This is a genomic window from Ligilactobacillus saerimneri DSM 16049 (assembly GCF_000423265.1).
GTDB lineage: Bacteria > Bacillota > Bacilli > Lactobacillales > Lactobacillaceae > Ligilactobacillus > Ligilactobacillus saerimneri.
Genome location: NZ_AUHQ01000002.1, coordinates 100670 through 123110, shown reverse-complemented (window position 1 = coordinate 123110; position 22441 = coordinate 100670). Strand labels below are relative to the sequence as shown.

Sequence of the window (22441 nt, the reverse complement as noted above, 5' to 3'; positions counted from 1 at the left end):
GCTTTCTTAGCGTTCTATACTGATATATGTATATGAATATATTAATGATAGGAGTGTTACGTTAATGCAAAACGTCAATATTGGACAAAGCAACTGGTCTGCTTCAAACGTTGCCCTCGGGATCATGCGAATGGCAGCCCTTACCCCTGAACAGGCTGCCAGTTCATTACAAGCTGCAATGGACGCTGGTATTAATTTCATTGACTCGGCTGACATTTATGGAAATGGCAAATCCGAAACGGTCTTTGGTCAAGTCCTCAAGTCAGCTGGAATTAACCGTGACCAGCTTTTCATCCAATCCAAGGGCGGGATCGTCTTAAATCCCCAAAGAAGTCGGGGTGACCTTGTTTTCGGACAACGGTATGACTTCTCCAAACAACACTTACTCGCAACAGTGGATGGAATCTTATCCCGAATGGGGATTGACTACTTGGATGCCTTCTTGCTCCACCGGCCTGATCCCCTAATGGAACTCGATGAAGTTGCGGCTGCTTTTGATGAACTCGAAACCAGCGGTAAGGTCCGCCACTTTGGGGTTTCCAACTTCAATCCTCGGCAAATTGAGATGTTAAAAACAGCCGTTAAACAGCCCTTATTGATCAACCAAGTGCAATTCTCGGTAGCTCACTCGGGGATGATTGACTTTGGAATCCATACCAATATGCGTGACGAAGGTTCTATCAACCGTGATGGTGGCATTATTGAGTATGCACGGCAATATGGAATGACTTTGCAAGCTTGGTCACCATTCCAGTACGGAATGTTTGATGGGATGTATATTAACGACGATGAACATTATCCTGAATTAAACCAAAAATTGGCTGAACTAGCTACAAAGTACGGTGTTTCTAAGAATGCCATCGCTGTTGCTTGGATTCTCCGGCATCCAGCCCATATGCAAGTGCTGTTGGGGACGATGAACCCTGACCATATCAAGGATAGTGCCGCGGGAAGCGATGTAACTTTGACTAAGCAAGAATGGTATGACCTCTACTTTGCTGCAGGCAATACCTTGCCATAAAATTTTTCAAAGAAAACAAAAAGGAGTACGCCCCATCACGCGTACTCCTTTTTTATCAGCAATATTTCTTAAGCCAACTTACCAACTACTGGTAACTTCTTCAAGACACCTTTACCATGCGGTGAATGTTCAATCGCAGCCGAGAGTTCGTTCCCTGCCACATTACCGTGGTGTTTGCCGCCAGCCCATGGACCAACGTTAGAAACATCATACACCACACCGTCAATGGCTACATAAGCTGGCTGTCCGTTTTCTCCATTGTATTGAGCTAATTCTTCTTTAGTAAAAATCTTTTCTGCCATTAGTACTCACTCCTTATCAATTATACTTTTCTAATCTCACTTTACCATGTTAGCTAATAAAAAGTAACTAATTTGGCTTCTTACAGTTGGCGTAAGTTAGGCATCCATGCTTGTACCCGACTGGCTACCATTACAACCAAGGCGATCTTGATCAGGCCCGGAATGATGAACGGTACACAACCCGCCAACAATGCCCCAGTAAGGGTCAAGTGGTTAAATGGCACCATCCATATGGATCCTAGTACCAGTTGGATCAAAGCCCCCACCATGTTGGCCCAAGTCAATGTCCACCAGCCTGTCCCCCGCAGTTTAATAATTCCTGCCGTTACCAGGACATAAATTACAAAACCAAAGATGTAACCACCCAAAGGCCCAGCTAAAACAGCTACCCCGCCTGCCATACCAGCAAAAACAGGGAGACCAACCATTCCTAATAAAATATAGGCGGCCAACACCTCAACTCCTGCTGTCAGTGGCAGTAAGGTTGCAATAATCCCCACTGCAAAAGTTTGCAATGTCAACGGGACTAAGGGGAGTGGAATTGTGAGCTGTGAACAAACAACCAAGAGCGCTAGCATCATGGCATTCAATGTTAATCTTCTTGTTTTCATTAACCTTATCATCCTTCGGTATCTTATTCTCTCTATAAGAGTTACTCATATTCTACCATTAGTTTTCCATTCCGAACGCAAAATTCCATACTTTACTGAATCATAGTACCGTCCTTGCCAGTACCTAACTTGGCGGATCCGGGCTTCTTGCTGCATTCCTAACCTTTCTGCTAGCCGCATCATCCGAATATTTCCCGACCAAGTTGTTAACCCAATATGGGGCAGGTCAATTTGAGCGAATAATTTATCCACCCACAAGCTCAGAGCCATCCGGCCAATCCCTTGTCCCCATTGGGTACTGGTATAAACCGTAATGCCAACATCCAACCAGCGTTTGAGGTCCCCATCTTCATACCGGGCCGATACTGATCCTACCATCTGACCATCAACCCAGATTACTTGGCGTAAAGGGTTGTTGAGGTAACGCTGGGCAGCGCCCGCTAGCCATTCTTCACGACTGGGATAATGGTCATTAAAATACGGTCCATCCCACTGGCGCCACTCTGCATTGGAGTCAGCAAATGCTAATTCCCAAAAAGCCAGCGCATCTTGTTTCGTTAATGGTCGTAAAGTTACTTGCATATTACTCCCCCTTACCAAAAAAGCTGAGTTATACTCAGCTACAACTACTATATACTAATTGCTTGGTAAGACATTCAAAACATACAACAGAATAATGAAGACCGATAACAAAATCCACATCACCCCATTGACTTCCTTGCGTCTTCCTGCAGCTGTCATTGCCACCGGATAGATCAAAAAGCCAAAAGCAATCCCATATGAAATGTTATAGGTCAACGGCATGCCAATAATTGTTACAAACGCAGGGAAAGCAATCTCAAAATGATCCCATTGGATTTCCCGCAAAGATGATGCCATCAAAGATCCAACAACAATCAGAACTGGAGCAGTTACCTGACTAGTCACAACTGTCAACAACGGCGAGAAAAACATTGACAACCCAAAGAGAATTGCCGTTACCAATGAAGTCAATCCCGTCTTACCTCCCATAGCAATCCCAGCTGACGATTCGACATAGGTTGCTGAAGGAGTCGTTCCCATTATCGCGCCCCCAAGCATTGACAATGAATCAGCCATCAACGCCCGCCCTAAACGAGGCATCTTCCCATTTTTGGCCAAACCCGCTTGTTGCACCAAGCCGATCAAAGTCCCAGCAGTATCAAAGAACGCTACCAATAATAAGACGAGGACGACTGCCCACATCTGCGGGTCAGTCATCGCGGGAAGCTCTTTAATCCCAACTGCAAACGTCGATTTCATGCTTGGAGCAAGGGCCACAATGTGGGTTGGCATTTTAATCAGTCCCGTTACCAAGCCTAAGAGCGTTGTGGCAACAATCCCGTAAAAGATAGAGCCTGGAACCTGACGGGCCATCAAAATCACCACCACAAAGATTCCAAAAATAGTTAACCAAGTGGTTGGGACTGTAAATGAGCCGATCCCAATCAAAGAGGACTTGTTAGCCACTACCAGGCCCCCACCCTTCAAACCAACAAAAGCAATGAAAATTCCGATCCCTGCAGCCATGGCCAGCTTGAGATCGTACGGAATTGCGTCAATCACTATTTCCCGAACTTTCATACACGAAAGGAGGGTAAAAATCACTGAAGCAACGAACACTCCTGCCATTGCTTTCTGCCAGGGGATTCCCATCGCTAAAACCACTGAATAAGTGAAAAACGCATTATCACCTAAGCCGGGGGCGACTGCCACTGGATAGTTAGCCAGAAAAGCCATCAACCCACAACCGAGGATCGCCGATAATGCCGTAGCGGTAAAAGCTGCCCCCTTATCCATCCCTGCTTCTCCCAGAATCGTTGGGATCACAAAGAGGATATATGCCATCGAAACAAACGTTGTTAAACCAGCGATTGTTTCTCGTTTAATTGAAGTATTATTTTCTGAAAGATGGAACCACCTTTCCATGATATTATTCATAAAAAACAAACCTCGCTCTTTTGTACATTTCTAAATATTATGCCATTGTCGCCCCTGTTGTTCAAGGTTATTTTTCGGTTTTTACGGCTTGACAGGAAAACAAAGAGTGTTAATATTTAGATACAGATAGTTAAACACGAACAATTAACAAAACGGAGGTCTATCTAATGGCTACAGAAGTTACACCGGAATTTACGCAAAATTTACCAAAAGCCGAACTTCACGTTCACATTGAAGGGACTTTGGAACCTGAATTAAAGCTCAAATTAGCTAAGCGTAACCATGTTGATATTGGTCAAGAAAGCATCGAGGATGTGCGTGCTACTTACCAATATGATGACCTAGCTTCTTTCTTAGCTGTTTATTATCCAGCTATGAACGTCTTGCAACACGAACAAGACTTCTATGACCTGGCAATGGATTATTTACAACGGGCTGCTAAAAATAACGTACGCCACGTCGAAATCTTCTTCGATCCTCAGGCTCACACAAGCCGGGGCATTGCCTTTGAAACAGTAATCAACGGTCTTTACCGGGCAACAGTTGATGCCCGCGCTTTAAACGTTGATGCTCAACTGATCATGTGCTTCCTCCGTGACTTCTCCCGTGATTCTGCACGCGAAACCTTGGAAGAAGCCCTTAACTACAAGGACAAGTTCGTTGGTGTCGGGTTAGACTCAGATGAACATAACAACCCACCAATGAAGTTTTTCCACCAATTTGCCAAGGCATCCGCTGAAGGTTTGCACTTAACTGCTCACGCTGATATCGATCAAAAGGATTCTATCGAACACATCCGCGAACTGCTCGAAGTAATCGGTGTAGAACGGGTTGACCACGGGACAAACATCGTAGAAGATCCTGACTTGGTAGAATTTGCAGCTAAGAACAAGATCGGCTTTACTTCTTGCCCATTATCCAACTCTTTCGTTTCCCCATTCATGAAGGGTGACGAAATCTTGGAATTATTGTCCAAAGATGTCCTAGTTTCTATCCACTCCGATGATCCTGCTTACTTCGGTGGTTATATTGGGGATAACTACTATGCTTTTGCTGACAAGTACAACTTGACCAAGGAACAAGTTGTAACCTTGGCCAAGAACTCCTTTGAAGCTTCCTGGATCAGCCGGGAACAAAAGGATCTTTACTTGAAGGAACTTGACGAATACGCCCAAAACAACTAAAATAACCAACTAAACACTACTGATGACACCAAAAAGGCGAGCTGGAATAATTCCAGCTCGCCTTTTATATTTGCCATCTTTTCATTACCTAAAAAACATTAGCAACTAAAGACCGAGACTGGGAGAAAACATTCTTTTTCTCCCAGCCTCTTGAAAAAGCATATATTAAAGGATTGAGTGATTGTGGAACAATGGCCTAGATCATTAGCGTTGTTCCTAATTATTTTTGTTGTGCTTGGAAAGCTTCCCAGTCAGCAGCAAAGCTTGCCAAACCTTTATCTGTCAATGGGTGTGACCATAACTTGCCAAAGACCTTAGCTGGAATAGTCGCAATGTCTGAGCCAGCTAAAGCAGCTTGCTTCACATGGTCAGCACCCCGGACACTAGCAGCAATGATTTCTGTCTTGAAACCATAGTTGTCCAAAACATCCCGCAAATCAGCTACTAATTCGATCCCAGAACCACCGATGTCATCTAAGCGGCCTAAGAATGGGGAGATGTAAGTTGCCCCAGCCTTAGCAGCCAAGAGTCCTTGGGCAACAGAGAAGATCAAAGTCACATTGGTTTTGATTCCTTCTTCACTCAGTGTCTTAACTGCCCGCAAACCAGCTTCTGTCATCGGGATCTTAACCACGATGTTGTCAGCCCACTTGGCAATATCATGTGCTTGGGCGACCATTTCTTCATAGGTAGTCCCGGTAACTTCGGCAGAAACTGGGCCAGAAACGATCGTTGTGATTTCTTTAACAACAGTTTCAAAGTCGCGTCCTTCCTTAGAAACTAGCGTTGGGTTGGTTGTTACCCCATCCACGAGTCCTAATTGGGCATAGCGCTTAATATCATCAACGTTTGCTGTATCTAAAAAGAATTTCATAATTCAACTTACCCTCTCTTTTTCTTCTTATTCCTAAATTACTTTGTTGCAGCTTTCTTGTCGCGTGCGTTCAAGTAAGCACTCAACAATACCACGGCAAGAACGAAGGCAGCAATCCCACAGATCAAGGCTAATTTACCAGCTTGACCGATGTAGCCTAAGGCCAAACCTGGGATCAAGTAGTCAGTATCGGCGAAAGTAGAAGCAGCTAACTTCAATTCACCCAGCAGTGGCAGGATGAACAGTGGCAACCAACTTAACAGTAACCCGTTGAAGGCAGAACCTAAAACGGCACCACGCCGACCACCAGTTGCGTTACCATAAACCCCAGCAGCTGCCCCACAGAAGAAGTGACCAACCACACCAGGAATGATAACCGTTGTGTGCATTGCGATCATTGCAAACATGGAGATAGTCCCCATGATGAAACTAGTAAAGAATCCAATCAAAACAGCGTTTGGTGCATAAGGGAAGATGATTGGCACGTCCAAGGCTGGCTTGGAACCTGGAACCCACTTCTTAGCGATCCCTTGGAAGGCTGGTACGATTTCGGCCAAGATCATCCGCACACCTTGTAACACGATTACGAAACCAGCAGTAAATGTCCCGGCCTGAGTAATAGCATAAACAAAGGCTTCAGTCCCGTTAGATAACTTATGTTCAACATAGCTTGGACCAGCAGCAATAGCTAAACCAATGTAAACAACTGACATCAATAACATGATGGAAATAGTAGAGTCACGTAAGAAACTCCAGTTCTTAGAAATGTTAACTTCTTCAGTAGACTTTTCTTTGTTACCAAACCACTTACCGATCAAACCAGCAGAAGCATAACCGATGTTCCCGGTGTGCCCCATAGCCACGCTATCGTTACCAGTAATTTGCCGCATAAATGGTTGGCACAAAGCTGGAGTAACTGTCAACAGTGTCCCTTCAAAGATCCCCCCTAAGAGAATCATAGTGAAGTCTGTTCCGAAACCTGCACTAACCAGGATAACTGCGGTCAAGCAAGAAACATAAAGCATAGCTTGCCCAGTTAAGAAGATGTACTTAAAGCGGGTAAACCGAGCCAACAAGATGTTAACTACCATCCCAATTGCCATAATCAAGGCTGTTGGTGTTCCGAAGTGTTGGAGCGCAATCGCTACTACGGCTTCGTTACTTGGCACAACCCCTTGAGTATGCAAGGCTGTTTGGAACATGCTAGCAAATGGTGTCAAAGCTCCTGATAAAACGCCGGCACCACCAGTCAAAACCAAGAATCCGATCATGGTCTTAACAGTTCCAGAGATAACATCTGATGTCTTTTTCTTTTGTAAAAGCAACCCACACAAGGCGAGCAAGGAAACGAGAATTGCTGGCGTTCCTACGATTGATAGGAATAAGCTCATTATCACTTTCATATTTTTTCCTCCCAATATCTATCCCCAACTAATTAGTTGTGGGCGATCCCATTGTTATCCAAAATTTCAATCACATGTTCTTTGACTTCTTCAGCGTCAATAATGGACTTTAATGGCACAATTTTTTCTTCTGGAATACGGGACAATGCTGGCACCAGTGTACTTTCAACAAAGAAGTAATCTGCCATATCAGCACTCACACTTCCTGAATCAGTGTGGTCAACAGCGAAATCATCCATGTTTACTCCCAAATCATTCAGGGAATTTTCAATGTTCATTTGCACCATAAAACTTGTTCCTAAACCACTTTGGCAAACTGCTGTAAACTTCATTATGCTTCGTCTCCTTCATTAATAATTGCTAATAGTTCATCAACTGACTGTGCGGAAGTTAATCTTTGGAGCACGTCTTTTTGGGATAGTAATTTGGTTAGGCTAGCCAATGCCCGTAAGTGCGCGTCATTGTCTACCGCCGCCAAACAGATAAAGAGATTAACTGGGTGTTTTTCATCATCTAAGAGGTTGACATCGTTGGTTAGTTTCAATAATGCCATTCCCACTTCGTTGACCCCATCTTCAGGTCGGGCATGCGGCATCGCCACATGATCCCCGATATTGATGAAGGGCCCGAAATTCTTCACCTTATCAATCATACTATCGATATAACGGGCTTCGATCTTCCCTTGTTTAAGTAATGGTTGGGCGCTTAACGCGATTGCGTCCTCCCAGGATAAATCGTGGTTATCAACCACTTGAATTGTATCTGCGGTTAAAAGTTCTGCTAACATCGGTCGTGTATCCTCCTCTCGTCTTAGCCACTGGGTCATGCGTTTATTTAGCACTTTATAGAGTTTCTCTTTATTAACTCCAGGTTTAAACTCGATATATGGTTCCAAAGCGCGCACGATTTCGGCAACGTTTGGCAATGACATCCCCGGAATAAACCAATCTTTTTGGACCCGATTGAGGAGCTCGTTTTTTTCGAGCTGCGACATGATCGGGCGAACAACATATAGTTTTTTGGTTGTTTCTACCTTGATGGTTGAAAACAAGATGTCATAATCATCTGGCGCAACTGTTTCTAAGTCTGCCACAGTTGTCGCCTTTTTAAAGTTAATCGTCGGAAAAAGGCGGGCCAGTTCTGTCTGTAAGATCAGTGATGAACTTACTCCGTTAGGACAGATCACATACGCAGTTAAGTCTGCCCGCGGTGCGTTAGCACTAGCACTCATCAACGCCCCACCAAATAGGATAGTGAATAAAGAAACCTCTGCTTCTGGGATTTCCTTACCAGTCAGGTGCCGCAGTGGCCCTAATGACTTATCAGTTAACCGGTAGATTGCAGCGTATTCATGCTTGATGCTTGCTACTGCCACATTATCTACCTGAATCCCATGTTTGATCCGAAAATAAGCCGGTACCAAGTGACTGAAGATATTGAACATCAGCTCCCGGTAATTAGTAAACTTGATTGCCGCCCGTGATTCAAAATCATTAATGATATTAACCACACACTGCAACAGGAAATTAAACTCTTCATCCTGAATCTTGCCTTCACTGATTGTGATCAGATAGATCGCAAAAAGATTAATCTCATTGAATTCAATCTTAGGCCCAAGCAATGCCGTTAGCGTTGCTTGACTGGTCTGGTAGGCTGTTACTTTCTGCAGGTCAACTGCCTCATCGTGATATTCAAGTTCAAAATGATTAAACCTCTTCCAAGTCAACGCCGTAGCAATAACCATCCCTGCTTCGCGACTTGGAACCAACTTTAAACCATCTTCCGCCATCTTTTGGGCCAACGTATCTTTGATCCGCGCCACAAAATCAAACGGATAGTTCTCTCCTAGCCAATAATGCAATAAAGCATGACAATTTTTCTGTGTCAGGAGTGCACTCACATAGTTCCAGGCGATCAGCCTGATTGTGAGTTCAACTCCCCGAACATAAAATCCCTCCTTACGGTCATAGGCCAACTCGATTCCTTGATTTGCTAAACTTTGCCGCAACACCTTGATGTCGTGGAGAACTGTTCCTTTAGAAACATTTAATAATTGCTGAAAATAGAATACTGACAGGTGAGTAAAGTTTGAATAGGCAAATAGGTAGATAAGTTTCACCCGTTCTTCTTCATTAAAGACCAGTTCATTTAGTTCGACATTATCAAAGAACCTGAGCCACTCAACAGTAGTGACAGACTTCAACTTGAAGGAAAGACCCGAATCCTCCGTGATCCAGGCAGCCAAATCTCGTTGGATAACCTGGGGGTCAGCCCCCGTAATCTTAGCTGCCTGTGTATACGTCACTGGCTCACGCGTGTAATTAGCCAGCAAGTAATTGTACTTGTAGTTCATTGCCCTTCCTCCTACGTTTACATCTTACAATGTATCCCCTTACATTTTTGGTGCAGTTGGGTACAAATTCCATTTAGGAAATCGCTTTCTATTGTACCGAAGTCATTTAACAGAATTTTTTACATATGCTTTAATAAAAATTAAACGTTTTTTGTTTCATACTTCCCTTAGCTGTGATTCAATATCCTACAAACCATTTACTATAATAGAGGAAGCCTAATGAATCGGATAAAAGAAAGCATTAATATTAATTTATTACTTCTATCAATAAGTTTAGGATCATTTATAACAGCAATATTAATAATTATATCTCCTGTAAGTAAAATCCACTTGCCGAAAACACTTAAATTGTTTTTACGAATCATTCTCACTACTAGCATAGATAATTTAATTCGCGCAACAATTCTCATGCTAATTGGTTTATTCATATTGTTTATTTTAGCTATTACAGCTACTAATCAAACTTTGTATTTTTGGTGGATGATAACTGGGATCATTTCTTTTTTAAGCATACTAATCTTGGAAACTAGAAGTATATACATAATCTTAAATGCTGCATCTTATCTTGGTTAACTTTTACAAATGTTATGGTTAACAGTTCAATTATACTTCTGGATACTATGTGATTCTGAAAAAATTTTAGCAAAATTAACTTTTATTTGGGAAATTCTGGTTGTAGTTCTTGGATATATCCTTAAATAAGTGGGGGAGTAATATTCTTCAACAATTAAGTAAAGAGAAATCATTTATTATATTTGTTAATAGCAGATTACAATAAATAACTTGAACGATTATTGTTGTAAACATTCCAAAAAGACTTCAATCGGCGTACGCCAATTAAGACATTTAAGTGGTTGTGCATTTAAATGCCAGTTGATCTGAATTAGTTCTTCGTCACTAATAGTTTCTATTGATCTTCCTTTGGGAATGAAGCGGCGGAGAACACGATTGCGATTTTCATTACTGCCTCTTTCATGCAGAGAATATGCATGAGCAAAATAGACTTTCACCATGGTTTGATCTTCGATTGTTTGATAACCAGCAAATTCTTTACCATGGTCAACCGTTAGTGTCTTTAGCCTATCTTGAAGCTGGTTGGCTAAAGATAAGATAGTTCGGGTCATTGAGGAACTATCCCAACTTTCAAGACGTCTAACAACCGTTAAACGACTCTTGCGTTCAACTTAAATTCTACAATCTGCCATCTTGAAATAAAAAATTCCTCATCCATTTTCTGGATGAGGAATTGCCCTTCACCAATACGGTTTGACAAAGAGCCAGAAAAATGCCTTCCGAGTATGCTAGATGAATTTTCTATTTCATCTGTATACTCAGAAGGCATTATAACCGAAATTCTGAACGGTTCTTTTATTCAAAGGACTTATGTCACAGCCCCTTTTTGTGCCTCTTCAGACTAGTGAGTTATTCTGACTAACTACTAATCTTCTTTTCTCTTCTTGCTGCCGAGGCCAAACAAACCAAGTAAGCTCAGCATGATCAAGCCCAAACCTGTTGCCGCAGTAGCTGAAGCATCTTGCTCACCTGTTTGTGGCAACTTCTTCGCTGTCGTATCAGCGGTTGCTCCTTGAATCGATGCTGTCGTTCCTTGACCGTTATTCTTGGCATCACCAGCGTTAGCAACGTCACTTCCTTGCTTGGTTACCAACTGGCTTCCTAGAATAACGTCCTGGGAGCCATCAGGATAAGTGATCGTAGCCGTACCATCATTACCAATAGTTACCTGAGTCCCTTCTGGGAACTGGCCCTTATTGGCATTTTCGATACTTTCCTTAACCTGTTGCTTCTCTTCATCAGTCAGGTTATTTGGATCCTTGACTTCAACCTTAGTCCCTGGAACTGTTGGATTAGTCTTATCGGCATCTTTCTTAGCTTCGACTACCTGGTCACCAGGAATCGTATCCTGGGAGCCATCTGGATAGTTGATTGTGACTGTCCCATCATCGGCGACTGTGACTTCCGTCTTCTCTGGGAACTTATCTTTATTGGCTTCTGTGACCTTGCCTGCCACTTCTTTCTTTTCGTCATCAGTCAGCTTCTTTGGATTATCAACCTTGGTCGTGGCTGGACCCGTTGGATTAGTCTTATCGGCATCTTTCTTAGCTTCGACTACCTGGTCACCAGGAATCGTATCCTGGGAGCCATCTGGATAGTTGATTGTGACTGTCCCATCATCGGCGACTGTGACTTCCGTCTTCTCTGGGAACTTATCTTTATTGGCTTCTGTGACCTTGCCTGCCACTTCTTTCTTTTCGTCATCAGTCAGCTTCTTTGGATTATCAACCTTGGTCGTGGCTGGAACCGTTGGATCCAGCTTTTCAGCACTAGTCTTTTTGACTACATACACATATTCATCGTGATGATCAATAGTATATGTTCCAGTTACAGTATTTGCTTGATTGGTCGCCAAATTATAGTCCGTTGGTAAATTGACATTATAATTATACTTTTCTCCCAATTTACCACTAATCTTATCTGTTGCTACTTCTTCCCCATCTCCCGGCACAAAAAGAGAATTTTTACTCCCAGTTACATCGATATAATGAACTCTAACTTCAGACTTATCTTCACTACCATCCTTTGCATAATAGTAAACAATACCATCATTAGTTGATGTAATCTGATTTATATATGTGTACCATTTTCCATGCGAAATAAACGACATGCGATCGTTAACATTTAACTTGTTCCCCAAGTAACGTGTCGTATTATTAAGCACTTCACCATCATAATACGCAGTAACTCGAACCAACCCTTGAGCGTCAATTACTGTTTGCTTTATAACTACATGTTTATCAAGTCTAAAATCATACGATTCACCCACTTTATATGGGGAGATATATCCTGTGGTCTCTGGCGATTTTTTCAATGTATATCCATCAATAGTTGGTGCCTCTCCGGTAATTGTGTATTTCTGATAAGCAACACCTTCAAAAGATTTTGGCACTGCAATTTCGTCTCCCGTTGCTTGATCAATATAATGAATCGTAGTTGTCATTTTCGTTGGTATTGGAGTCATCACAAAGCCATTTCCCATTGAAGCTGGGTCTCCCTTAATTCCGGTATTGTGACCATATGCAAAACCAACCACCATGCCATATATATTATCGCCTTTTTCGATCCCATCAAGATCAATTGAAGCACTAGTCCCATCATAATTAGTAAAAATTGGAGTATGAGTAGTTCCACTATACTCAACCTTCTTTGATTCACCAGGTGCTACCACTGCTTCTTGTATAGTTTTCTTTCCAGTATGCAAAATTGTTACATATAAACTATTATCATTCAAATTATTTGAGCGGGCCAACAAATGGATAGCATGGTAATGTTCATTATAGTTAGCAACACCGGCAAAGTAGTATCTCCCGCTCTCATCGTTGGCAGTGTGGTTTTGTAAGATTTCCTTTACTATTGCTGTTGAAGAGTCCTGATACCACTTCAGGTTATTGTATACCCAGTTATCCGTGGGCTTATTACTTATCTCCGTTAACATGGGCTGGGAATCCAGCTTAATGTCTTGGTTTGACATCGGTAAGCTAGTCAAGGCTTCTTCATTGTTACTTGTGGTCACTAACGAAAAAGAATACCAAGGTAAGCTAGTCGAGGCTTCTTCATTGTTACTTGTGGTCGGATCAGTACTAGTTGGATTTACTACTGACGTAGTTTCTGTAGTATCCTTAGCATTGTTAGCTGGCTGCACTGCTTTGTCATCATTAATTGGAGCAGACTTATCCATACTATTTGATGATCCTACATTTGTGTTATTGGTTGATGGTACTGTCTCTTCATTGTTGGTTGAAGTAGCTTCTTTATCAACATTATCTGATGCTGTTGTGTCAGCGCTGTTGATAGAAGTGGACCCACTATTATTATTGGTCGCTGGCACTACACCTGTCTTATTGACTAAAGTCTGCTTATCATCATTGGTCGCTGGCACTACACCTGTCTTATTGACTAAAGTCTACTTATCATCCAAATTTATCGACGCCGTGCTGGTATCCTTAGCAGAGATTGCTGTTGTATTTGCCGAAACCTTAGTTTGGTCGATCAAAACATTAAAACCAAAAATTGTCACACCAAGAAGAACAGAAGCTACACCCACATTAAGTTTACGCAAACTATAACGTGGGATACGTTTTGTTTCTTTCCACATAAAATGATTGTTTCGTCCAGTCATTATAGATTCCTCCCTAAATTATTTCACACAGCATCAATGATCTGATGTGCTTCAATTCAAATTGACTTTTAAAATTACTGTCTCTCACGTTTCTTCCAGCCTAAACCTAACATCCCGAGTGTAGCTGTTAAGACGCCTAAGATTCCTAAGCGGTTTTCAGCTTCTCCAGTATGTGGCAACTTTTGAGCCTGAGCTGATTGAGCTACTGGCGCTGGAGCTTGGCTCCGAGTATTAACCGTTACATTGTCCTTGCCAGTTTTTGTTACCTGCTCTACGGTTTGTGGCTTTTGGCCCTGATCGTTAGTTTGTGGCTTTTGGCTTTGATCGTTAGTTTGTGGCTTTTGGCCTTGATCATTGTTTTGCTCTGGCGTAGTTGGCTTGTTAGCCGCGTAGTTGATCTCAACCGTTGTGTCTTGAGTATCTTTAGTAACTGTTGCTTCTTCGACTTGGGCCACGTCTGGAGTGTATCCCTTAAATTCTGGAGCTGAGTATGTTTCCCACTTAGCAGCAGACCATTCACCCGTAGATTTGATTTCCCCAGTAGTTGCGTCAAGAATCACTTCCCGTGTCAATGTTGCTTTTTGGATAACTGTTTGGTCAGTTCCGTTTGGCGCGTGGACAATAATTGTTCGAGTAATGTCCTTGGTTTCTTGCTTAACATCATCGACATAAACCTTGCGACTATCCTTAACTACTCGCCCATCAGCATAAGTATGACTGTAAGTGACAGTGTATACCCCCGCCTTAGTCAAGTCGACCTTATCAGCCGCAACAGCTGTAGCAGCCCCTGGAGCTTGGTATTCATAACTAATATCCACGTCCGTCTTTGGCAGCTTTTCTAGTTGATCGCGCGTCTTCCGCTGTCCTGCGTCATCAGCAGCATAAATCTCATCAATCATTGAAGTGGTGTCCCATGGCTTAGCATTTGGATCTGCCACATAGTGTTGATCCTTATTTAAAATAATAGCAGGCACAGCTTGAACTTGGATTACCCAGATAGATGGGTCATTCAAGACAGGTCTATCATCATCAACACGTTTTGCCAGTGGCAGGGTAACGTATGCATAGAATGGCATTTCCTGAGCTTTACCGTTATTGTTAGCATACTTGACCGTGTAACCATGGTTAGCAAAAATTTCTTGAATTTTGCTTAGGTCAATAAAGTATTGCGCAGAGCCATAAACAACCGGTGGTAAGTCCCCTTTTGGTAGTGAATCCATATTGAATGATCCCTTAAAGGTTGGGAAGTTACTAATTTTAAGGGCATCCCACCCATTTGGCATATCTTTGGAAATTTCCTTAACGAGCTTCCAGTCTGATTGACCAGGTTGTTCCCCCATGAACTCAGTCGGAAGCAAGACTACCTGCTTAACCTCGCTTAAGTCCTTCTTCACAGTTGTAAAGTAGAGTTTAATCCCATTGGCAAAGTTACCTCCACCATAATCGTTAACCTGTGGCGCAAAGGTTAGTGAATGAACCCGATCAGAAAGTTGCCCAATGTACTTAATCGGGATGACAAATTCGATTGTATCATCTGGTTTAAAGGCAGTCCCCGTCATGGAAATTTGCGTAGCCTTATCCCCAGAACCATTGTGGGCCTTAAGGTATTCTGCCCAGCCACTGTAATAGTTACCACCATCACCAGTACCGTTGATCCCCCAGCCATAAGACCAGCCTTGCTGACTCTTCAATTGTGGACCATTAGCACCAAGACGGCTCGTATCAATCGCTACAGTCTTGTTATCAGCAAAGTTGAACCACAACCCGGAACCAACTTCCTTGTCACCATTGTGGTAAATCAAATGGTATTCCAGAGTGTTTGGATCAATCTGATCAACATTGATGATCGACTCAGACTTATTATTAGCAGTTACATACCCAGTTACATAAGTCTTACCGTCTTTCCCCTTAGCTGTGTAATAAGCAATAACCTGGCCATGTGCCATCTTGTGCCAATCTGAAGCAGTAAGCAACGGATTATTGTAGACAACCGTAGTAGTTGTTGCCTTATCGGTTGTTGGCTTAGCTGGTGTTTCAATTTGAGCTGGATGTAATTCAATGAAGTCAAATCCCATATTAGCATTTGGCTGCCCGTAATCTACAACTTGAACATTGTTAAATTGCTTTGTGCCATCAGTTCTACCAATATATTTTAGGGGAACGGTTAATGCGAAGTTAGTCCCGGCCTTTAAATTGTTGCCAATTTTAAGAGCATTTATCTTACTCATATCTTGGCCTTCACTAAGCCATTCATCATAGGTTTTGTACTTCCCCCATCCTGGTGTTAACGTATAGGCTACTTTTTCACCTGTATCTGTAGTGAAAGTTAGACCATCCTTACCAATTCTACTGGTATCTAGTCGGAGCCAGTCTCCCCAGTTTACAATGAAATTTTGAACCCTATCCTTTAACACCTGATATTCAATATGTAATTCCAGGCTATTAGGATCCATCCGATTAGTATAGATTTCTGAATAAAGGCGCTTCTTAAAGTCTGCATAAGAACTGACGTAAATCTTTTGGTCAGTCCCCTTAACGGTAATGTAGACCTGGGCCCGCTCATTAGGTGTTTCGAGCCAATTTTTAGTCAAACTATCCTTATCATTACTGATAACCGTATTGCTCGAATTATCCGGTGTTGTTGGGTCCGGACTTGTCGTTGTGGTTGCTGGCGCCGCTGCCGGTTTTACGTTCTTTTGAACTACAGCTGGTTTTGCCGGTTGGGCCGGTGTTGTTGTTTGGTCACTAGCTTTATTTGTGCTAGTTGCGGCTGCTTTATCTGCTGGTTGTGCGGTGTTAGTTTGCGTATCCGCATTAGCCGCTTGCTGATTGTTTTGTTTAGCCGCATTGTCAGCTGATTGGACTGGCGTTGCAGTAATGTCTTTTTCAACTCCAGCTGTGGCAGTTGTGGTCGCAGCACTGGACCGCAATGTGTATTCCGATCCCTGTGTTACTGTATCTTTACTATCCGCCTGCGCTGTAGTGCTTGGTGTAGTATCACTGGCAACCGTGTTAGCTGATACTGCATGGTTGCTGTGCAGTAGGAAAGTAGTTCCTAATAAAACTGAAGCTACCCCTACAGACAACTTCCGTACGCCCCAACGTTGTTTTTGATCAGCAGCTTTTTGCTGATATAGTTGATGGTTGTTTTTTGAAACCATATCTGTTCCCCCTAACCAATATGTGCCTAGAAATCACTAAAAATTTAGGAATATTTTCCCACTTTTAGCGTACCCTAGATAAAAATAATTTGAACGATATCAAAGTATGTATTGCTGTTTTTCTTTGAAAAATTCTTAAATACCGCTCATAATTTTAAAAATACACCCTAATTTTTAAAAAATCAAAAATTTTGCCTCAAAATATTTTTATCTATAAACTACAATTGTAATCCTTTCTTGACTCACTAGTGCACCCACTATCGGGACAACGTTTGCGAAAAACACTTCACTAATATATGCATATATTATGGTATGCATAACATAAAAGTTACCCCGTGGCGAAAAATGCAATAAAAAACCACGAAGTTCTTTTCCGTGGAGCTTTTACTGCTCTCAGGATTAGAATCGTGGTTCCTTTTCATTACTTAATATGGCCAATCGGCTAAGCGGTCAGCTTCAGTAATCGTCCGCACAACCCGGGCTGGAACACCCAATACCAAAGAATTAGGGGGCACGCTCTTGGTAACTACGGCCCCAGCACCAACCACACTGCTAGCACCAATTGTCACCCCACCCAGGACAGTAACATTGCCCCCGAGCCAACAGTTGTCTTCGATCGTAATCGGAGCACCGTATTCATAGTCAAGCATCTTCCCCTGCCATTCACGGACATTCCGTTGTTCCGGAAGTAACGGGTGCTGGGGCGTCAAGAGACTGACGTTAGGGCCTAACATGACATTATTGCCGATCGTAACGGGACAAGTATCAAGCACGGTTAAATTGGTATTAGCATAAAAATAGTCACCAATCGTTGTAAACTGCCCATAGTCAAAGTAGATTGGGCCTTGGAAATAAACATTTTGCCCGTGTTTTCCTAGTAATTGATCAACAATTGCATTCCGCTGTTCACGGTCAGTGTCATAGAGTTGGTTGAAGTCATGACACAGGCGGTGACTTCGCCGTGAAAATGCGTGAATTTCGTCTGTTGCTGGCGTATACGGTTTGCCCGCCAGCATATTCTGGGTATTCTCTTCCATTACTTTCACCTCATTAGTTAATGATTATTTCTTCCTAATCCTAACATGGTTCACTGCTCCTGCCCATCCGGGCTGATTTCTTGTATACTAAGAACAAAGATTTTTCTAAGGAAGTGTTTTTTTGGCAACTATCCAACTCCAACTTAAGCCAACCCTTGCACCGAAAATTGCTGCTGAAGCGCAGCGCTTTTGTGCCTGGCTCAATGAAATGATCCCCCTTCCTGCCGACATCAAGCTCATTATCAAGGGGGACTTCACTTCAGCTACCACCCTCGTCAACCTTATTGCCCTCCAGGTAATTGCTCGTCGTGACACCTTAATGCACTCTGAAGCACTCTTTACCCCAGGGGAAGTCTGGACTTTAGCTGACGAATTACTCTACACCTATCAAGAAGATTATCCTGACTTTGAAGCAACTGCTGATATTCCGGCTGAACTGACCCCCCAACCAGCACCAATTTGGGTCCAGGTTGATCCAGCCATAACCAACGACGCCGTTAGGGCCGAATTGTACCGAACCGTCCAATGGTCTGAAACAACCGACCCTAGTATGCGGCCGATCACGGTTAATTTTTCCGCAACTGAACCGACTGCGGTTACTTTGCCAACTAACTCCCAACAGGACCTCCAGCTGACGGTAGCCGTTAACGCTCAGAATCTTGACCACACGCGGGTGGCCTTTTTCCAAGCCCTTGAACGCTACCGGGCATGGTTACAGGACCAGTTCTTTGGGACAACTGACCTTACAGTAGAAGAAAATGAAGCACTGATTACTGAAGGGGCTAATGAGAGCTTGGCAGAATATCACCACGCTTTTGCGCACGCCCTTCCCGCCCAGGGCGTCTATTTCCCGCCAACAGTTACAACCGAACGCTTAGTGTTGCGGGCTTTCAGCGAAGATGATGCGCCTGAGTTATATGAGCTGGCTAAAGACCCGGATATCGGCCCAATCGCCGGCTGGCCGGTGCATACTTCTGTGGCTAACAGCCGTGACAACATTACCGACTTTTTGCAAATTGAAGGCACCTATGCGGTCACTAACCAGCAATCGGGCAAATTACTCGGAGCCGTCGGCTTAAAATTAGGTGAAGATTCTGTCTCCCACTATGATGATGAACCTGAACTCGGCTATTGGATTGGCAAACCATACTGGGGCCAAGGCTTGATTCCTGAAGCGTCCCGCGCTTTAATCGATCTTGCCTTTAAGCAGTTACATTTCAAAGCCATCTGGCTCTGTCACCGCGCTGACAACCCGCAGTCAGCACGGGTTGCAGAAAAACTAGGCTTCACTCCCGTTTCAACCCGCCAGATCAAAGATCTTACTGGGAAGCTTGTTCCCGACGTAGTCAATGTATTACGGCATAAATAAAACAAATAACTATTAACAAAAAGAAACACTGGACAGAATTTTGTTCAGTGTTTCTTTTTTGAAAAATTTTTGGCACACCCAACCGTCCTTAGTCGATGAGACACGCAATATTGTACAATATGTGCTCTTGGGGCCTTTTATTAGGCTAAAAAAACTCCTGGCAGCACATATTTTACGATATGCCGGGTAGCAAAGAAAGCAGGTTACCTGATCTTCAATCGGCAAAGTAGCGCAAAATTTCTTTTTCAGTTAGTTGTTGTTTGGCTTCGTCCCGCACATCCAGCACGACTTGACCAGCATTCAACACCAATAGGCGGTTCCCATATTTCAGAGCATCTTTTAATTGGTGGGTGATCATGATACAAGTCAATTTCTCCTGGGCCACAACATCATCGGTTAACTGTAACAGGTCGCGACTGGTATTGGGATCAAGTGCTGCAGTATGTTCGTCCAGAAGTAATAGTTCTGGTCTTTGAATTGTTGCCATCAAGAAGCTCAATGTCTGTCGTTGGCCCCCAGACAAGTCCCCCACAAATGTTTGCAGTCGCTCTTCCAACCCGTTTGGTAGTTGGGCCACCCGCTCCTTAAAGGCGGCCATCTGCCCTCTAAGATGACGCATCCGCAATCCACGCCGTTGCCCCCGCTTGGTAGCTAACAGGAGGTTTTCAGCCACCGTCATCCGGGGCGCAGTTCCCAGCTTAGGATCTTGAAAAACCTGGGCGATAAACTTTGCCCGTTTGACTTCGGACATCCCCGTCAAGTCCCGCCCTTGGAGTAAGACCTGGCCACTGGTCGGCTGCAGGGTTCCATTGATTACGTTCAAGAGTGTCGATTTGCCCGCACCATTAGTTCCTAGTAAAGTAATAAAGTCTCCCGGCATAATTTTCAGATTAATATCTTGAAGAATAGTTTTTTCTTCTTTAGTACCAAGATTGACCCGGGTAGAAATATTTTTTAGTTCCAATAACGCTTCACTCATGGTCGTTCAACCCCCTTGTGCAGTAATTGTTTCACGTGAAACTTTGCTTGCAATAACGGTAACATCAGGCAAACTGCCAAAATCACCGCGGATAACAACTTAAAATCATTGGTATTGAAGCCTAATTGAAGAACTGCTAATAGGATCAGCCGGTAAAGAATACTCCCGACGACCACTGCTACTAACCGGGTTGTCAAACTTAATTCGCCATAAGCTACTTCACCAATGATGATTGCAGCCAGGCCGATAACAATCGTCCCAATCCCCATATTAACATCTGCATAACCACCATTTTGTGCTAGTAAACCTCCGGCTAGGCCGATCAACCCATTGGCTAACATCAAGCCTAAAATCTTCATTATATCGGTATTGATTCCCAAGGACCGAGCCATCTTTTCATTATCACCCGTGGCAATAAACGCCTGACCCAAATCTGTGTTTAAGAATAAAGCTAGGCCCACGATCGCCACCACTGCTACGACCAACCCCACGATAACACTAGCGAACCCCTGCGGAAGTTGCTGTAAACGCGGTAAATTCAGTAGGGTTGCCCGGTTAAGTAAGCCGACATTGGCTCTGCCCAGAAGACGCAAGTTGATGGAATATACCCCGGTCATGGTCAGGATTCCGGCCAATAAGATCGGAATGCGGCCCTTGGTATAAAGCAAACCTGTTACCAAACCCGTTACCATTCCCGCCCCACAAGCCAAGAGGGTTGCTAAGAACGGATTAACGCCATGAACTAAGGCTTCGACACAAACACACGCCCCAAAAGGAAACGTTCCTTCCACCGTCATGTCTGGAAAATCTAGGATGCGAAAAGTTAAAAACAAGCCTAAGCCTAAAATCCCCCATAATAATCCCTGTCCAATCGTCGATGTTACCATACTCATTGGATAATCTCCCCTCTCTTTTCTGCCGCGTCAACATACCGCTGTGGAATTGTCAGTCCTAGCTTCCGAGCTTGCTTGAGGTTGATTGTCGTATCAACTTTTTTAGTCTGTTCAACTGCCATGGTTGCGGGTTTTTCCCCGCGAAGAACTCGGGCAACCATCTTCCCGGTCACCACACCCATATCAAACTGACTAGAGCTAATGGTTGCCACACCAGCGGGCTTCATCATCGTTGCTACTGCAGGAAAAAGCGGAATCTTTGCCCCATCAACTGCTTTAGCTAAGGTCATAATCCCGGAAGCAACTGTATTATCTGTCGGCACATAAACTGCTTCGACTTGGCGCACCATGGTTTCTGCTGTTTGACTGATATCATTGGTTGACGTGATGGTGAAGGATTTTACGGTTACGCCATGGGCTTCCATCAATTTTCTGAATTCCTGGTATTCAGCAGTTGACGAATCATCACTTGATGTATGCAGGACACCAATTGTTTTCAAATTTGGCATAATCGCCCGGATCATTGCAACCTGCTGCGCGACTGGTTCTTGTTCTTTAGTTCCCGTCACTTTGCCTCCAGGATGTTGCAAGCTTTTTACCAAGCCTGTTCCTAATGGATCACTGATCCCCCCCATAACTACCGGGGTTGCCGTAGTTTGGTTAGCCAACGCCTGGACGGCAGGGGTCGCAATTCCCACCGTTACACGGGCATTTTTGTTCATAAACTTATCCGCCATTGATTTGAGGTTACTTTGATCGCCCTGGGCATTTTCAACGTCCAAGACCACGTTTTTCCCATCAACATACCCTTCTGCTTTCAACCCGGCAATAATGCCTTTCCTGATCTGGTCTAGCGCCGGGTGACTTAGGGTCTGCAAGATCCCCACAACAGGTCGCTTTTGTTGGGCAGTTTGGGCCTGGTGTTCACTGACAAAAGCAAACCCCAATACACCTAACAAGACAATGATGGTTGTAATTAATCTTTTCACTATTATCTCCCCTTCTTTTAAATCTCTTCCTGACCAGATCGTGGTATAGAAAAAGGCACCACCCTTTTACTGCAGGTGATGCCTAAAAAGCAAAACCCGCACGGGTAACAT

At 43.5% G+C, this 22441-nt stretch carries 18 protein-coding genes and 1 pseudogene; 3 read left to right on the top strand and 16 right to left on the bottom strand.

The features are described from left to right. Positions 1-64: 64 nt before the first annotated feature. Entirely contained in the window at positions 65-1021 is a 957-nt protein-coding gene (locus G541_RS0101550) for an aldo/keto reductase (RefSeq protein WP_027826253.1), read from the top strand. Between the two features lie 68 nt (positions 1022-1089). On the opposite strand, the gene G541_RS0101545 is transcribed toward G541_RS0101550, so the two are convergent. The 4 genes from G541_RS0101545 to G541_RS0101530 form a co-directional block, all read right to left on the bottom strand. Then, on the bottom strand, positions 1090-1323 hold the full coding sequence (locus G541_RS0101545; protein WP_009551472.1) for a cytochrome b5 domain-containing protein: 234 nt from the start codon (positions 1321-1323) through the stop codon (positions 1090-1092). Positions 1324-1403: 80 nt separating this feature from the next. Further along, on the bottom strand, positions 1404-1934 hold the full coding sequence (locus tag G541_RS0101540; protein ID WP_009551474.1) for a biotin transporter BioY: 531 nt from the start codon (positions 1932-1934) through the stop codon (positions 1404-1406). Between the two features lie 45 nt (positions 1935-1979). Beyond that, positions 1980-2516 (bottom strand): GNAT family N-acetyltransferase, encoded by a 537-nt coding sequence (locus G541_RS0101535; RefSeq protein WP_027826252.1) that lies wholly within the window; start codon positions 2514-2516, stop codon positions 1980-1982. 54 nt (positions 2517-2570) lie between these two features. Continuing rightward, positions 2571-3893, bottom strand: coding sequence for an NCS2 family permease (locus tag G541_RS0101530; RefSeq protein ID WP_027826251.1), 1323 nt, complete (start codon positions 3891-3893; stop codon positions 2571-2573). 167 nt (positions 3894-4060) lie between these two features. On the opposite strand from G541_RS0101530, the gene add reads away from it, so the two are divergent. Further along, entirely contained in the window at positions 4061-5077 is a 1017-nt protein-coding gene (gene add, locus G541_RS0101525) for an adenosine deaminase (protein ID WP_027826250.1), read from the top strand. A 220-nt stretch (positions 5078-5297) separates the two neighbouring features. Here add and fsa read toward each other — a convergent pair whose 3' ends face one another. The 9 genes and pseudogenes from fsa to G541_RS0101475 form a co-directional block, all read right to left on the bottom strand. Beyond that, positions 5298-5951, bottom strand: a complete 654-nt coding sequence (gene fsa / locus G541_RS0101520) for a fructose-6-phosphate aldolase (RefSeq protein WP_009551482.1) — start codon at positions 5949-5951, stop codon at positions 5298-5300. A gap of 38 nt (positions 5952-5989) precedes the next feature. Then, complete coding sequence (locus G541_RS0101515; protein ID WP_009551484.1) at positions 5990-7354, bottom strand: PTS ascorbate transporter subunit IIC; 1365 nt, start codon at positions 7352-7354, stop codon at positions 5990-5992. Between the two features lie 32 nt (positions 7355-7386). Next, complete coding sequence (locus G541_RS0101510; protein ID WP_009551486.1) at positions 7387-7686, bottom strand: PTS sugar transporter subunit IIB; 300 nt, start codon at positions 7684-7686, stop codon at positions 7387-7389. Next, on the bottom strand, positions 7686-9707 hold the full coding sequence (locus tag G541_RS0101505; RefSeq protein ID WP_027826249.1) for a BglG family transcription antiterminator: 2022 nt from the start codon (positions 9705-9707) through the stop codon (positions 7686-7688). The genes G541_RS0101510 and G541_RS0101505 overlap by 1 nt, the downstream gene beginning before the upstream one ends. 791 nt (positions 9708-10498) lie before the next feature. After that, positions 10499-10891: pseudogene (locus tag G541_RS09145) on the bottom strand (IS30 family transposase); the annotation flags it as partial. Positions 10892-11145: 254 nt separating this feature from the next. Then, a complete protein-coding gene (locus G541_RS09920; RefSeq protein WP_051174521.1) occupies positions 11146-13662 on the bottom strand; it encodes a MiiA motif-containing surface protein in 2517 nt (838 codons plus the stop codon). Between the two features lie 24 nt (positions 13663-13686). Next, complete coding sequence (locus G541_RS10580) at positions 13687-13902, bottom strand: YSIRK-type signal peptide-containing protein (RefSeq protein WP_035162605.1); 216 nt, start codon at positions 13900-13902, stop codon at positions 13687-13689. A 74-nt stretch (positions 13903-13976) separates the two neighbouring features. Then, positions 13977-17063, bottom strand: coding sequence for a mucin-binding protein (locus tag G541_RS09130; RefSeq protein WP_081654758.1), 3087 nt, complete (start codon positions 17061-17063; stop codon positions 13977-13979). Between the two features lie 425 nt (positions 17064-17488). Then, positions 17489-18100, bottom strand: a complete 612-nt coding sequence (locus tag G541_RS0101475) for a sugar O-acetyltransferase (RefSeq protein ID WP_027826247.1) — start codon at positions 18098-18100, stop codon at positions 17489-17491. A 121-nt stretch (positions 18101-18221) separates the two neighbouring features. On the opposite strand from G541_RS0101475, the gene G541_RS10110 reads away from it, so the two are divergent. Next, the gene (locus tag G541_RS10110; protein WP_081654757.1) at positions 18222-19469 is read left to right on the top strand and encodes a GNAT family N-acetyltransferase; all 1248 of its coding nucleotides are present in this window, start codon (positions 18222-18224) and stop codon (positions 19467-19469) included. A 214-nt stretch (positions 19470-19683) separates the two neighbouring features. Here G541_RS10110 and G541_RS0101465 read toward each other — a convergent pair whose 3' ends face one another. From G541_RS0101465 to trpX, 3 genes are read right to left on the bottom strand one after another with little or no spacing between them, the layout of a single operon-like run. Next, on the bottom strand, positions 19684-20448 hold the full coding sequence (locus G541_RS0101465; RefSeq protein WP_009552533.1) for an ABC transporter ATP-binding protein: 765 nt from the start codon (positions 20446-20448) through the stop codon (positions 19684-19686). Further along, the gene (locus tag G541_RS0101460) at positions 20445-21341 is read right to left on the bottom strand and encodes an ABC transporter permease (RefSeq protein WP_027826245.1); all 897 of its coding nucleotides are present in this window, start codon (positions 21339-21341) and stop codon (positions 20445-20447) included. Before G541_RS0101460 ends, G541_RS0101465 begins: the two co-directional genes overlap by 4 nt. After that, a complete protein-coding gene (gene trpX / locus G541_RS0101455) occupies positions 21338-22330 on the bottom strand; it encodes a tryptophan ABC transporter substrate-binding protein (protein WP_027826244.1) in 993 nt (330 codons plus the stop codon). Before trpX ends, G541_RS0101460 begins: the two co-directional genes overlap by 4 nt. Positions 22331-22441: the final 111 nt, after the last annotated feature.